The sequence below is a fragment of the Clostridium sp. KLE 1755 genome, assembly GCF_000466465.2.
Taxonomy (GTDB): domain Bacteria; phylum Bacillota; class Clostridia; order Lachnospirales; family Lachnospiraceae; genus Eisenbergiella; species Eisenbergiella porci.
On the sequence record NZ_KE992736.1, the window covers coordinates 198442 to 212212 of the forward strand.

The 13771-nt window shown below is 47.3% G+C and carries 14 protein-coding genes; 10 read left to right on the plus strand and 4 right to left on the minus strand.

Features of this window, described 5'->3' with window-relative positions:
- Positions 1 to 77: 77 nt before the first annotated feature.
- The 4 genes from HMPREF1548_RS18650 to HMPREF1548_RS18665 form a co-directional block, all read right to left on the minus strand.
- Positions 78 to 1358, minus strand: coding sequence for a Gfo/Idh/MocA family protein (locus HMPREF1548_RS18650; protein WP_021638002.1), 1281 nt, complete (start codon positions 1356 to 1358; stop codon positions 78 to 80).
- 65 nt (positions 1359 to 1423) lie between these two features.
- Positions 1424 to 2032 (minus strand): HAD family hydrolase, encoded by a 609-nt coding sequence (locus tag HMPREF1548_RS18655; protein WP_021638003.1) that lies wholly within the window; start codon positions 2030 to 2032, stop codon positions 1424 to 1426.
- Positions 2029 to 2952 carry a LysR family transcriptional regulator gene (locus HMPREF1548_RS18660; RefSeq protein ID WP_021638004.1) on the minus strand — a complete coding sequence of 308 codons (924 nt, stop codon included), beginning with the start codon at positions 2950 to 2952 and terminating at the stop codon, positions 2029 to 2031. The genes HMPREF1548_RS18655 and HMPREF1548_RS18660 overlap by 4 nt, the downstream gene beginning before the upstream one ends.
- A 134-nt stretch (positions 2953 to 3086) precedes the next feature.
- Positions 3087 to 3770, minus strand: coding sequence for a phosphoribosylaminoimidazolesuccinocarboxamide synthase (locus HMPREF1548_RS18665; RefSeq protein ID WP_021638005.1), 684 nt, complete (start codon positions 3768 to 3770; stop codon positions 3087 to 3089).
- Positions 3771 to 4234: 464 nt separating this feature from the next.
- Between HMPREF1548_RS18665 and HMPREF1548_RS18670 the strand changes: the two genes are divergently transcribed.
- The 10 genes from HMPREF1548_RS18670 (at position 4235) to HMPREF1548_RS18710 (ending at position 13641) form a co-directional block, all read left to right on the plus strand.
- On the plus strand, positions 4235 to 6226 hold the full coding sequence (locus HMPREF1548_RS18670; RefSeq protein ID WP_021638007.1) for a helicase-related protein: 1992 nt from the start codon (positions 4235 to 4237) through the stop codon (positions 6224 to 6226).
- A gap of 204 nt (positions 6227 to 6430) precedes the next feature.
- Positions 6431 to 7075 (plus strand): TetR/AcrR family transcriptional regulator, encoded by a 645-nt coding sequence (locus HMPREF1548_RS18675; RefSeq protein ID WP_025489201.1) that lies wholly within the window; start codon positions 6431 to 6433, stop codon positions 7073 to 7075.
- A 55-nt stretch (positions 7076 to 7130) separates the two neighbouring features.
- On the plus strand, positions 7131 to 7826 hold the full coding sequence (locus HMPREF1548_RS18680; protein WP_021638009.1) for a hypothetical protein: 696 nt from the start codon (positions 7131 to 7133) through the stop codon (positions 7824 to 7826).
- A 103-nt stretch (positions 7827 to 7929) separates the two neighbouring features.
- Positions 7930 to 8088, plus strand: coding sequence for a hypothetical protein (locus tag HMPREF1548_RS29610; RefSeq protein ID WP_157065711.1), 159 nt, complete (start codon positions 7930 to 7932; stop codon positions 8086 to 8088).
- Between the two features lie 320 nt (positions 8089 to 8408).
- Entirely contained in the window at positions 8409 to 8882 is a 474-nt protein-coding gene (locus HMPREF1548_RS18685; protein ID WP_035322831.1) for a hypothetical protein, read from the plus strand.
- Positions 8883 to 8986: 104 nt separating this feature from the next.
- Positions 8987 to 9553, plus strand: a complete 567-nt coding sequence (locus HMPREF1548_RS18690) for a hypothetical protein (protein ID WP_021638012.1) — start codon at positions 8987 to 8989, stop codon at positions 9551 to 9553.
- A 64-nt stretch (positions 9554 to 9617) separates the two neighbouring features.
- Entirely contained in the window at positions 9618 to 9896 is a 279-nt protein-coding gene (locus HMPREF1548_RS18695) for a hypothetical protein (protein ID WP_035322832.1), read from the plus strand.
- Between the two features lie 140 nt (positions 9897 to 10036).
- Positions 10037 to 10375 carry a hypothetical protein gene (locus tag HMPREF1548_RS18700; protein WP_021638014.1) on the plus strand — a complete coding sequence of 113 codons (339 nt, stop codon included), beginning with the start codon at positions 10037 to 10039 and terminating at the stop codon, positions 10373 to 10375.
- Positions 10376 to 10636: 261 nt separating this feature from the next.
- Entirely contained in the window at positions 10637 to 12814 is a 2178-nt protein-coding gene (locus HMPREF1548_RS18705; protein WP_021638015.1) for a thioredoxin domain-containing protein, read from the plus strand.
- Positions 12815 to 13245: 431 nt separating this feature from the next.
- A complete protein-coding gene (locus HMPREF1548_RS18710; RefSeq protein WP_286138153.1) occupies positions 13246 to 13641 on the plus strand; it encodes a DUF2726 domain-containing protein in 396 nt (131 codons plus the stop codon).
- Positions 13642 to 13771: the final 130 nt, after the last annotated feature.

A 13771-nucleotide genomic window follows, 5' to 3' on the forward strand; every position in this document is an offset into this window, starting at 1 on the left:
ATTGGCAGGGCAGCAGAAAGTACATCAGGGAATTGGTAAAGAAGCAAAAATTAAATGGGGAATCAGGAGGAACGCAGTCAGTACCTCACTGATTCCCCTCCTTTTTCCCGTGATTCTTCCGCAAGAAAGACCAGCCTGTGTCCCACCATGGAGTCTGCCAGGGTGGTGCAGCAGAAAGAGGCGGCCTCGCCGCGCAGCAAAGAGAAAAAGTCCTGTACGACGGCCTGATCCCCATTCCCGTGAGGATTGCCGAGCTGGTCGGCGGAGACATCGACGATGCGGCTGATCTGCCCTCCCGGATGCTCCGGCTTTATGAGGCGCACCGAAAACTGCTGGCTTTCAAAATTGCCGATAATCTCGCCCTTTGTGCCGGTAATATGGATATTCCTGCCGGAAGCCGCCGCCCCGCCGTTCATGGAGAAGGTGCCGGTTGCCCCGTCGGAAAATGCGATCAGGATGGACTGATGATCAACGATTTTCAGCCCGCAGCGGTAGACACAGCGGCTGTAGGGGTTATCGGCTTCGGACAGCAGCCTTATTTTTTCCTCCGCCGTGGGCTGAGAAACCCCGCTGTCATGCCAGATGTTATTTGCCCACCGCTGGGGATTTTCGATATAAAGCCTTTTGGCGGAATATGCACAGCTTCGTTCGGCAGGACAGTTGTTTAGACAATGGGTACCGGCATTTTCAGGGGCCATTTCCGGGATAAACTGAAAGACGGAACCGACGCTGGCCACGGTCTTCGGGAGATTTCCCTTCATCAGCCAGGCCATGATATCCAGATCGTGGCTGCATTTAGATAAAAGCATTCCTGAGCCGCACAATTCCGGCGAGGCATATTTTCCCCGCACGTAGGAAACGGACTCATGGAAATAGCTGACCTGTTCATTCATCTGGATATTAATGATCCGCCCAATTTCACCGCTTCCCAATATCTTCCTGATTTCCCTGTAAAAAGGCGCATAGCGGAGCACATGGCAGATCATGACGGTCCGTTTGGTCTCATCGGCGCACCGCAAAAGGGCATCGGCTTCCTGCTGATTTACAGCAAAGGGCTTTTCCAGAAGCACATCGTAGCCTTTTTTGAGCAGTGGGATCGTTGTTGCCACATGCAGACGGTCCATGGTACAGTTAATCACGGCATCCGCAAATTTGGGGACAGCGGTAAGCTCTTCCACCGTCCTGAAGCAATGGCTGTCGGGAACATGAAAAAGCTGCTGCGCCGCATGTACCCTTTCCTGATTGATGTCAACAATGCCGGCGATGGTAAAAAGCTCAGGATGCGATAAGGCCTCCCCTGCATAAATCATTGCCCGTGCGCCCATGCCGACGACGATCACTTTTACCGGATTTATCATATAGGAAAATCTCCTTTGTGTTTTTGACAGACAGAAGGGTATTTAGGGTTAAAAAGATAAGTGCTTCAGCCGGCCCCCACGCCCAGTTTCTTAAGTTCCTCCCGAGCCTGCGCCTGGTTTTCGAACCGGAAGGCATGGATCCCGATGGCCCTTGCCGCATCAACGTTAGGCTGTGTATCATCCATGAAAACGCATTCCCCGGGGGTTAAGTGATACCGGTCCAGAATCAGATGATAGATTTCCGGCATGGGCTTGATGAGCTTATCCTGAAAGGAAAGGATGCCGCCGTCCACATAGGGCAGAAAATCCAGCCCATGCCAGCATTCCCGCAAGGCTTTCTGTGAGAAATTGGAGAGGACCAGAATCTGGAAGCCCTCTGCCTTCAGCTCTTTCACCCATGGGATCGCATAGTCATATTTTGTCACCAGGCCATGGAAATCATCCAGTGCCTTTCGGATTTCCGTTTCAATTTCAGGGTCGTTTGCAACGAAACGCCGCAGGATTTCCTCATCGGTCAGGCAGCCCCTGTCATATTCCTTCCAGACCTCGCTTCTGACCGTGGCATCGGCGAGACGCTCAATCATTTCCCCGCCGAAGCCCTGCCCCTCATAAAAAGTGCGCCAGTCAAAGCCGGCCAGCACGCCTCCGATATCAAATATAATTGTCTTGATCATTTTATTTCTCCTCGTTTCAATGTATCCTTCATCATTTCCAGAAGCGCTGCCGCGGCCAGGCTTTTCCGGCTTCTTTCATCCGTCACTACAAGAAAATCCCGCACCGGCACCGGCTCTTCGAATTTCAGTTCCATCAGCTCCCCGCTGGCAAGCTCCTGCGCCGCAAAGTCCCGCACAACGCTTCCCACACCCAGATTGCGCAGCGCAAACTGAACGATCATATCGCTGGTTGCCAGTTCAAATTCCGGATTGATGCGGACGCCTCTTTCTTCCAGGAAGCTCTGCACATATTTCCTTGTGCTGGTGGGCTTCTCCATGGTGATTAACGGGAGCTGCTCCAGAAGCTTTAAGGGATGCGTCTTTCCTGCATACTGGGAAAAATTTTTCCCTATTACGAAAATATCTTCTATTTCCTTCACAGGAAGCATGCCGATGCCGTCTTCCGGAAGAATCGGCCCGGACACTACGCCAAAGTCAATTTTCCCTTCCCGCAGAAGATCCATGGTGGCGGGCGTCGGCCCATTTGTCACAGAAACCTTGATTCCCGGATTTTTTTCATGGAAGCGTTCCAGATAGGGGAGCAGGAAAAAACGCAGCGTCATATCGGAAGCGCCGATGGTGATTTCCCCACGTTCCAGGTTGCACATCTGCAGAATCCGTTTTTCCCCCGCCTCGAACTGTTCATAGCCTTTTTCCACATAGGAAAAAAGCTCCCGCCCTTCCGCTGTGGGGGTGATGCCGTGGGAGGTGCGTTTAACGAGTACCACGCCCAGCGCAGTCTCCAGCTGCTTCAGGCTCTGGCTCACCGCAGGCTGGGAGAGCGACAGCGCTCCGGCGGCCTGGGTGACCGAGCCGCATTTGACCACATGATAAAATACTTTATAATATTCCAGATTTGCCATCATAAAAAAATCCCTCATACCAGGCCGTTTTCCTTGGCTGCCATCCTTTCAGACGGCAGCCTGTAACGAACTTCAGTATAAGGGATTATGTCTGTTTCTGTCAAATGCAACAGTGTGGATAACTGTAATGCAGAACGGATAAGGGATGCTTATTATGCAAGGATCATCTTGGTAAGATCCATGGGATCTACGATCTTTCCGTCCTTGTAAACTCTCATATTGCCGCTGGCGATTTCGTCGATCAGGATAACCTCGCCGTTCTTGTCATAGCCGAACTCAAACTTGATGTCATACAGATCCATGCCCTTCTTCGCAAGATCATCGGCAACAACCTTTGTGATAGCCAGGGTCTGCTCTTTCATGCTGTCGTACATTTCGGGAGTCATAACGCCCAGCACTGCCAGTGCATCCTTTGTTACCAGCGGATCGCCCTTTGCGTCATCCTTGAAGGTAGTCTCAACATAGCCGCCTTCAATGCGGGTGCCGTCTTCCATATATTCGCCGTAACGGCGGATAAAGCTTCCGGTTGCTACCAGACGGCAGATTACTTCCAGGCCATGGCCGAATACGGTTGCAGGAAGAACTTCCATGGTGGCGTTTTCCACATCTGCGCTTACATAATGGGTTTTTACGCCGGCTGCCTTAAGCAGTTCGAAATAGTGAACGGAGGTTTTCAGGTTCTCTCTGCCGATGCCTTCGATTGTCAGGCCTACAGAGTTTTCACCGGGATCGAATTTTCCGTCTTTTCCGGTGCAGTCGTCCTTGAATTTCAGCAGAACGTTGCCGTTTTCCAGCTGATAAACATCTTTTGTCTTACCTGTGTAAAGTTTTTCCATGATTTAAGACTCCTTTGTATGTTTTATTTTTTGTAAAAACGGTGGTTCAGGCCGCTTTCCGGGTCCGTTTACATTCATCATATTACAAAATTTAATATAAGTAAAATCAATAATTATTATATCTGATATTGGTTTTAATTATATCACTCTGTTGCATGCCTTTTCCCGCAGACAGCTGGGCAGCGGCAGATATTCCCGGCGGCTATAATTATAAAATATCTTTTTTGGGCGGTTGTGTCAATAAGTTTGCGGGAATATGGCCTGATTGTATTTTGTTGTCCCTTTTACTAGAAGGCGGCTGAGAAGATAGGATACCGGCAGCAACAGTATGGAGGTGATGGCTGTAGCTGACCTTCCTTTGCGCAGTAATAATTTAGGATAGTAAGAACGGGCATGTTATGATAGAATAATGCCAATGGCGAAATGTCAGCTGAACGGAGTTTTTGGATAAGAGGAAGGTTTTTATGGTACAGAATGAAAAGCTGGTGCAGTTTTACTATTTGCAGTACAAGGAATGCGCTGCCAGGCTGAAGAAGAAAAATAACGATGGGAAAAAGAATTACGAGGAGAGAATCACGCGGCTGCTGCATGAGATGCGGAATGTGAAGACCACTAAGCTCAGCCAGCCGCATTTGGAGGAATACCACAGGCAGATACGGAATCTATCCTATTATGCGTTCCGGCAGAACAACCAGTTTGCGATTATGGAAATCCGGGATCTTCTGATGAAGGAGCTGGTGCGCCTTGATCTCTCGGACATGCGGCCGGAGGAGCAGGAGCTGATTACAGTGAAGTTCCTGGAGTTCCTGCGGGAAGAGAAGCCCTTTGAGATCTGCAAGAGAAGCATAAAAAGCCTGTCGAAAAGCTACGCAGAATCAGGAATTAAAAACCAGATCATAGATATGGTTCCCACCAGGCCGGAGATGGAATTTCCCCAGGCCCTGGAAATGAAACGGAAATTCATCCTCCATATCGGCCCGACCAACTGCGGTAAAACCTATCAGGCGCTGGAGCGCCTCAGGGAAGCGCAGAATGGTGTCTACCTGGGGCCGCTGCGCCTTCTTGCGCTGGAGGTCTATGAAAAGATGAAGGAGTACCGGATCCCATGCACCATGCTGACCGGGGAGGAACGTATCTATGAGGAAAACAGCAGGATTATTTCCTCCACGGTAGAAATGCTTGATATAGATCAGAAATACGATGTGGCCGTCATTGATGAGGCGCAGATGATTGCCGATCCGGACAGGGGGCATTCCTGGACGAGGGCAATCCTGGGCGTCCAGGCGCCGGAGGTGCATGTCTGCATGAGCCCGGCGGCGGAAAAGGCGGTTATCCATCTGATCAGCCTGTGCGGCGACACCTGTGAAACCCGCAGGTATGAGCGCAAGACAAAGCTGGTATGTGAGGACGAGGCCTTCCGGTTTCCGGAAGATGTGCAGGAGGGCGACGCGCTGATTGTTTTTACAAAAAGGGCGGTGTTGGACATCGCCGGCCGCCTGGAAAGAATGGGCGTCCGGGCAAGCGTCATCTACGGCAGTCTCCCCCCGGAAATCAGGCGGCGGCAGATACGTATGTTTTCCGGCCACGAAACCAAGGTGGTGGTCGCCACGGACGCTATCGGCATGGGGCTGAACCTTCCGGTAAAAAGGATTGTTTTCGTCCATACCAGCAAATTCGACGGGAAGAATACGCGTCCCCTGCTGGCTGCGGAGATCAAGCAGATCGGCGGCAGGGCGGGAAGATACGGCATTTATGATACCGGCTATGTGAACGCGGTGGGCCAGGAAGGCCTTGATTATATTAAGGAGCATTTCGATGAAAAGGAACCGGATGTGTCCTGTGTAAGCCTGGGCTTTCCCCAGGTCCTGCTTGATATGGACGAGCCGCTGGATGCCATTTTGAAAATCTGGAAATCCGTGGCGACGGAGCCGCCCTTTGAAAAAATCAGTATCGAGGATATGCTGTTTTTATATGAAAAGGCATACAGGGACCGGAAGGAAATCGACGGCTTTGAGGATAAGCATATGCTTTACCGCATGCTTACCTGCTCCATTGATATCAAAAACCGGGATATTGTAACGCTGTGGCTGTATTACTGCAAAACCTATACGGCGGATGCGTGCCTGCATTTCCCGGCCCTGATCATGTGCAGCGATTCAGGCCTTGCCCGGTATGAAACCTTCTATAAGATGCTGGATCTGTACTATCAGTTCTCCGTCCGCCTGGGCAAGAACATTGATCTGGAAAGGCTGGACAGGGAACGGGAAAAAACCGAAGAAACGATCATGCGCTATCTGGCGAAAAACAAAAAGGAGTATATCCAGAAATGCCAGTACTGCGGCAGCCTGCTTCCTCTCGGCGCATCCTTCCGTATCTGTGATAAGTGCTTTGCGGAAACACGCAAAAGCAAAGGCGGCAGGAGGCACCTGTGGACCGGGGCAACGGCAGGAGGCTGATAAAGAAAGAAGCAATCAGGAAAAATAAAACAGAAAAAGTTTCAGGAGGGTATATTTTTTAAAATATATCCTCTTTTCGTCTTTAGGAAGATGCTATTGCGGGCAGAAAAATGTACCCGTAAGGCTGCAAAGTAAAAATTGACGGTAAATTCAACTTATGCTACATTAAATACATACAGCATGTATCTAAAGGAGAAAAAAATTATGGGAAGGAATAAGTACCCGGAAATAACAGAAAACCGCATATTGGAAATGGCCATGAAGCTGTTTATTGAAAAGGGATATGAACGTACTACCTTACAGGATATAGCAGACGCCATAGGGATGACGCGGGGAGCAATTTATCACCATTTTAAGGACAAGGCGGAAATGGTCGAATCAGTTATGGCGTGCATGTTCCATAAAACTGTCCCTTACGAAGAGATAAAAAACAATAAGAAAATTTCCGCTTTGGAGAAAATCAGGCAGATTTTAATCTATGCGGTATCAGCTGACGAACAGGTTGACATGTATTTCCCATTATCAAGGTCATTGATCAATAACCCCAAACTTGCGGCCGCTTACATGGATTTTACAAAAAATAACCTGACAGCGATTTTTTGTGAATTAATTAAGGAAGGAATGAAGGATGGGAGCATATGGGTAAAGGAGCCGGAAATCATAGCGGAGTTGCTTTCCGTCGTCTTCAATATATGGATTTCCCCCATCATATTTATGGATGCAAAAGAAAAATTTACAGTTAAGTTAAGATATGCATCGGATATTCTTGAAAGCGTGGGCCTGCCGATTATGAACCAGGAAGTGGAGGGCGCATTTGAAAAGATAATTGCCGCGCTTCCGGAAAAATAGAGATACAGGTTTAATTTATAGAAACTATAATCACAGAAAAAAGGAGAGTTATAACATGGCACAGGAATATTTGGCACAGGAATCCAGTAAGGTGAATCGGACCTACAGGAAAACACTTTTCAGGCTGACCGCCGTATTTTTCATTCTTTTAGCGTTCATTTATTTTCTCGGGAGGAATTCATTTGATTTAAACGCTCCATCTGGCCGGGAAATATTATTAATACTGAAGATACTTATTGGAATCATGCTGCTTGCCATAGCAGTCGGGTTATTCAGAACGAGACGCACTGCCATGAACGGCGAAAATTTATTCCTGCCCTTTGGGGAAGATACAAAAGAGGCCGTGGCAAAGAAGATCAACCAGGAAGCGGCGGAAGGAAGGCTTCTGATGGAGGAGTATATTGATGAATTTGCCGAAGGAAAGGCGCCCCATGGAGAAAAAGTCACGCTGACGCCGTCTTATCTGTTGCTCGGCAGTGACCGAAATAAGATAACGGTAATCCCGCGTAATAAAATTTACTGGATTTGCGCACAGGTTGGGCAAAAGGGCGGCCCTTTTTATGTACGGCTGCTGATATTTACGGAAAATAAAATGTACGCCCTGACCGGAGTGGATATTGAACATGTGGAGAAGATTGCGGAAAAGCTGTATCAATACATACCAAACGTTTTCTGCGACTACGATCCATTTTTATTGTCCTATGAGCTGGAAAAGATCTTTGCCAAGGACCGGGCCGGGCGGAGTTTGTGAAATTATATGAGATAGAGAAAGCGAAGCATGTAACAATGTAAGAAGCTTTATTGGAACGGGCAGGCCGCTGTTACTCAATATCAATAATGAGGTAAGCCCGGTTTTGTGTCTGGACATAATGAAAAGGCCTTCCATTGCCAGCGTAAAAGTTGGAGATGTGATTTATCCGGTGACGTTAGAGGATGGGATGCTGTTTGTGATGGCGAGGCTGCCGGTGGGCTGGTCACAAGGAAAGAGGAGCTTCCTGACGGAATTCATATAGAAGCATTACGGGAGCCAATTCCTCATCTTTGCCATCAGGAACCTTTTAATTGCTGTGCAAAGACGGCGGCGAGTGGAAAGCATGGCTCCAGTATTGAACCCCGTCCTGTTCCAAGGGAGATGATACCAACACTCCGGTTTGGGCCTGTCAAGTCTAAGCAAAAACCATTGAAGATAGACTCAAAAGGGGAATTTACAACAGTATCTATCGCTGGATTCGTTCGTAAAATGAGCGACGAAACTCAGTAGGTTTTTGACTCTCTTTTTGGCGGACAACAAAACGCGTTTAAAAAGAATCTGCAGATGAGGAAACTATAAACTATGAAAAAGGTAACGAAACCGCTCTCCCCTGAAGCATTTGAAGCCGTATGCAGCATTTGGGAACAGCATGTCAATGAATTTATCTTCCAGCTTTCTGACGGAAGTATCCCCACCTTAAGAAATGCGGAGTGGAGTGTGAGGAAAAAACGTGTTTTTGTATGTGAACCAGATCCAAATGGAAAGAAAAAACGCGGCGCATGCGGGCCATATTTCAGCTCATTCACCTCATTAAACCGTGCCGCGGCAGGTGCAGTATGGAAGTTATTTAAGAGATTTTCAAAAGAACATGGCTTAAATAGTCTGGAAAGGCTGCGGAACAATGAAAAGGAATTGGGCCGGTATGATTTCAGAGCATCGAACAGCGAAACAGAAGACGAATTTTCCTGCAGCATATATTTGCCGGGAGAATGGAACAAAGCGGGGATACACATATCCATGATCATCGGCCCACGCTACAGGAACGAAGATTTATGAAACCGGCAGTTTCAATGGACGTTTTAGGTGCTGCAGTTTTATTGATAATGGCGTATTCGGCGGCGAAGACATTTAAACATAACAGATAGTGGTACGGAAGAAATATGAAATATAAATTTACCGAAGTATTAAACGACCTTGTAAATTACTTTCTTCTCGGTGATATTCAGTTATTGGAAGAATGGAAAAAGGGAAACAACCTTTCGGATAACCTGGCAATGGAATTTACAACAACTGAAAGTGCGGAAGCGGCTGTTTGTAATGGCATCATACTTCCCATGGCTGGAATAGAAAACTATCCCTATACAATTTATTTTGATCTTGAAAATGAAACACCGGAATTGCTTGGAAGAGAAAGCCGCCTGCAATTCCGGCATGGCGGCTATTCCCTTAAGATTGCCAACAAAAAACTTATGTTGTTTACATGGCGGATCCTGGAACAATTTACTGCCAACAAGGTGGATGATTTAATCAGGGATTACTTACTTTGCAGGAAACCCATCATTGAACTTGAAAATGGATGGTACAGTATCGAGGTGTTAGGCGGGGAAACCTTGCAGGATGGTGAATATGAGCCTACCCTTGAGTTTTTAGTATGCAGAACAGATGGACAGGAAGCTAAAAAGGTAAATATCAATGAAAGTTTTAAAATCCAAAGTTCCGCCTATTAAGCACGGGAGCTGCTTTCTTTAGTACTTACCAGGAGTGTCAGAGGCCGCAAAGGAGCGCGAAAACATGTATCTGATTGCAGAAGTCATCTTTTACGCCGGACAACGCAAACAGCTGCCCGCTGATGGGTATCGTCCGGATGCCGTATTTAACGGATTGAACGAATACCGGGGCATTACTTTTACCGAACTGCCCATTGAAGAGTTTGATGCTCCGACCCCTGCCGCTATTAAATTTTCCTTTCAGGATGCCCATTACCAGGAAGTGGTTCCAGGGCAGGTCTTTAAGATCATGGAAGGCCTTCATCAAGTAGGGGAAGGAAGAATTATCTCAATAGAGAAATGAGATAATTCTTCCTTCCTTAATAATGCGTATGAATAAAATAATCATGGAAAAATCACGAAAATGGAGGGTGGTGATATGAGGGAGGGACAGTCTGCAGCGACCGGATTGATTAAAAAGTTTGAATTCTGCGGAGAAAGAGAATGAATGAAAAATATGTTTTTATTGATAGATGGTGTTATACAATGCCCAATACCGTCCCGGATGAAGATGGTATTATTGTTTTAATTTCAAAAAAATCTTTCGGTCCTTTGGAAGTCTACGAATGGGGCTTGGACAATAATCATAATCCCTATGAGCGTTATGAATGGCTTGAAAATGATTTGTATGAGGACGAAAAATATTGCAAAAATATTTCAGAAGAAGAATTACTGAAGCAAATTTTTGGTATTATTTCAATATTTAAAAGCAACGGATTATCTGACTGGATAAATTTTTATATGGAAATACTTGGCAGGCTGGCTCCCGGTCTGCCGGGCTGAACTGCTGTTACCCCTTTGCGGCGGAATAAAAATATTATGGTCAATACACCATCGGAAAACTCCTGTTCAGAACTTAAATACAAGCGTTGTCCTGGAATAATACATAAAGAGGGTTGCAGCTTACAGGACCGGACACGGTATTGACAGTATAATTTGGTAAAGACAGGGTTACGATATTAAAGAAAAAATAAATTTCAAATTATCTTGAAGGATATATTGGCGGCTGCAAATATATCCTTTTTTTAAGAAAGGGGTGGCCATATGGATAATACGAAAAATATTCCCAACAGGTTAATCCATGAAAAATCTCCTTATCTGCTGCAGCATGCATATAATCCGGTGCAGTGGTTCCCGTGGGGAGAGGAAGCATTTGAAAAAGCCAGGCAGGAAAACAAGCCTGTTTTCCTGTCTATTGGATACAGTACCTGTCATTGGTGCCATGTGATGGAGCAGGAATCGTTTGAAAATGAGGAAATTGCGGAGCTTTTAAACAGAGAGTATATCTGTGTGAAGGTGGACAGGGAGGAACGCCCGGACGTGGATGCAGTCTATATGTCGGTCTGTCAGGCCATGAACGGCCAGGGAGGCTGGCCTCTGACCATACTTATGGCACCGGACGGCAAGCCCTTTTTTTCAGGCACATATTTTCCGCCCCACGCGCGTTACGGAAGTCCTGGACTGGAAGAACTGCTGACCGCGGCAGCCGGGCAGTGGAGGGCGCAGAAAGAAAGGCTTCTGGAAAGCGCGGAGCAGATAGCGGCGTATTTAAAAGAACAGGCACAGACAGGAAATCGGGCTGCGCCGGGGATGGATACGGTTCAGCAGGCCTTCCGCCAGTTTGCGGACAGCTTTGACCCGGAAAACGGAGGGTTCGGCGGCGCACCGAAATTTCCCACGCCCCACAACCTCATATTCCTGATGGAGTATGGAAAAAGGACGGAAAACAGGGAAGCATTGGCTATGGCGGAGACAACACTTGCGCAGATGTACCGGGGCGGGATTTTTGACCACATCGGCGGCGGTTTTTCCAGATATTCCACGGATGAATGGTGGCTGGTCCCGCATTTTGAGAAAATGCTGTATGACAATGCGCTGCTTGCGATGGCTTACCTGGAAGCGTATTGGCAGACCGGACGGAAGCTGTATGAATGTGCGGCGCGCAGTATTTTACAATATGTGGAAAGGGAGCTGACGGATGAAAACGGCGGTTTCTTCTGCGGGCAGGATGCGGACAGCGATGGCGTGGAGGGAAAGTATTATGTGTTTACGCCGGAGGAAATTAAGGCGGTTTTGGGAGATGAGGCGGGAGAGAAATTCTGCGCCCGGTATGGAATTTTTCCCGGTGGCAATTTTGAAGGAAAAAGTATCCCCAATCTGCTGGAGAATGAGGGGTATGAAGAAATCTGCGGGGTATTTGATGACATAATGCATGAGAAAGGCCGGGCGGAGGCCTGCGGGAAAAAATGTAAGAATATCCATGAGGAGCGATGGGGTATAGCGAATAGTGACGGCGGCTGCGGAAATGGTGCACAGGACTTAAGAACGCTGTATGAATACCGGCTGCGGCGGACACGGCTCCATAAGGATGACAAAATCCTTGTTTCCTGGAACGGTTTCATGATTTGCGCCTTTGCGAAGGCCGGGGCGGTGCTTGGCGAGGCAAGGTATGTGGATATGGCCGTGCGGGCTGAGGCTTTTCTCCGGGAGCGGCTTGTGAAGGATGGCCGCCTGTTGGTACGTTACCGGGACGGGGATGCTGCGGGAGAAGGGAAGCTGGAGGATTATGCCTGCTACAGTCTGGCCTTGCTGGCGCTTTACCGGGTAACCTTTCAGACGGATTATCTGAAGCGGGCAGTTGCCTGGACTAAGCTGCTGCTGGAACAGTTTTTTGACAGGGAAAACGGTGGCTGCTATCTGTATGCGAAAGACGGAGAACAGCTGATTGTGAGGACAAAGGAAACCTATGACGGTGCGATGCCGTCAGGCAATTCCGTTGCGGCCCGGGTCCTGCAGCAGCTGGCACAGCTTACAGGTGATGATGAAATGCAGCAGGCGCTGGAAAAACAGCTGTATTTTCTGGCCGGATCCATGGCCGGATATCCGTCAGGGCACAGCTACGCACTACTGACAATCATGGATGTACTGTATCCAACAAAAGAACTGATATGTACGCTTTCCTCCGCTGTTATCGGGGAAGAACGCCGGGGACTGTTGGCACAGCTTGGATATCTGGAGGAGACAGTCCCGGGGCTTGCTGTCCTTGTGAAAACGGAAGAGAACGGGCAGGAACTTTGTGAATTGGCGCCTTACACCAGGGATTACCCGGTGCCGGAGACGGGGGCACAGTTTTATTTATGTGTTGGCGGCGAATGCAGGCAGCCGACAGCGGAGTTTGGGGAGGTGCTTCGGTGGTTGGGGGAGACTGCGGCAGATAAATGATAAAAAAGAAAGGGCGGTAAAGCTTAGGAAGAGCCGGAAATGAACCGGAGAATGATTCTCAGGCCTGCCGCCCTTTTCCTATTTTGAAACCCGCAGGTATATATCCATGTCCGGGATTGACGGCAGCAGCTTCAAGGTGTAAACTAAAAAACAATAATAACTGTCAGGATTATATGCCGGAAATATTACGAAAAGTACATATATGCTTTAGATTCAGATAGAAAGAAAACGATCATACAAAATTCAGATTATACGGTACACAAGAAAGATCTGCCATGAATACTGCAAAGCAAATGATTATTGTTAAAAACGAAATAAAAACGAAAGATATACAATCTTGTAAATATAATCCCGACAATTCAAAGTGGGATATTGTTTCATAGAAACAATATACGGAAGCCAGACGCGTATATCTCCTAAAGCATAAAAAAATTTCAGTATATGATTCCGAAAATCTTATGTATGCGCTTATTACCGACATTTTTAAGGAAAAAGCATGTTCAGGCCTGGATGTTGTATGCCATACCCCTTTGCGAATGCTGCTTAAAAATCTCAGTCTGCTGAATGACAGAGAATGTGAATATGCTATGAATCCGGCCACTCATCTGGATTTCCTTATTTTTAACAGAATCAGCAAACAGCCTGTTCTGGTCGTTGAAGTGGATGGTTATGATTTCCATAATGAGGGAACCGTACAGGCGTCCAGAGATGGCTTAAAGGATCGGATATTGGAAATGTATGGAATACCTATGGTCAGATTCCGGACAAATGGGAGCCGTGAAAGAGAAATCCTTATTGATAAATTAAAAGATTATGCAGTCTGCTGAAGGAAAGTACAATTATCAGAATGATTTCGCTTCTTTTAAATACGTTTTACCCTTTTTTTCAACGCTTTTGTTTCCCCATGCATTTAGAGTATAATAGCAGCAGTTGAATACCTATCGTCAGCTTCCTTTC

Bases quoted from the DNA above. Each gene is read 5' to 3' on its own strand.
- HMPREF1548_RS18655 (WP_021638003.1), bottom strand. From the start codon at position 2,032: ATGATCAAGACAATTATATTTGATATCGGAGGCGTGCTGGCCGGCTTT.
- HMPREF1548_RS18700 (WP_021638014.1), top strand. From the start codon at position 10,037: ATGAATGAAAAATATGTTTTTATTGATAGATGGTGTTATACAATGCCC.
- HMPREF1548_RS18680 (WP_021638009.1), top strand. From the start codon at position 7,131: ATGGCACAGGAATATTTGGCACAGGAATCCAGTAAGGTGAATCGGACC.
- HMPREF1548_RS18685 (WP_035322831.1), top strand. From the start codon at position 8,409: ATGAAAAAGGTAACGAAACCGCTCTCCCCTGAAGCATTTGAAGCCGTA.
- HMPREF1548_RS18695 (WP_035322832.1), top strand. From the start codon at position 9,618: ATGTATCTGATTGCAGAAGTCATCTTTTACGCCGGACAACGCAAACAG.
- HMPREF1548_RS18660 (WP_021638004.1), bottom strand. From the start codon at position 2,952: ATGAGGGATTTTTTTATGATGGCAAATCTGGAATATTATAAAGTATTT.
- HMPREF1548_RS18675 (WP_025489201.1), top strand. From the start codon at position 6,431: ATGGGAAGGAATAAGTACCCGGAAATAACAGAAAACCGCATATTGGAA.
- HMPREF1548_RS18690 (WP_021638012.1), top strand. From the start codon at position 8,987: ATGAAATATAAATTTACCGAAGTATTAAACGACCTTGTAAATTACTTT.
- HMPREF1548_RS18705 (WP_021638015.1), top strand. From the start codon at position 10,637: ATGGATAATACGAAAAATATTCCCAACAGGTTAATCCATGAAAAATCT.
- HMPREF1548_RS18665 (WP_021638005.1), bottom strand. From the start codon at position 3,770: ATGGAAAAACTTTACACAGGTAAGACAAAAGATGTTTATCAGCTGGAA.
- HMPREF1548_RS18650 (WP_021638002.1), bottom strand. From the start codon at position 1,358: ATGATAAATCCGGTAAAAGTGATCGTCGTCGGCATGGGCGCACGGGCA.
- HMPREF1548_RS18670 (WP_021638007.1), top strand. From the start codon at position 4,235: ATGGTACAGAATGAAAAGCTGGTGCAGTTTTACTATTTGCAGTACAAG.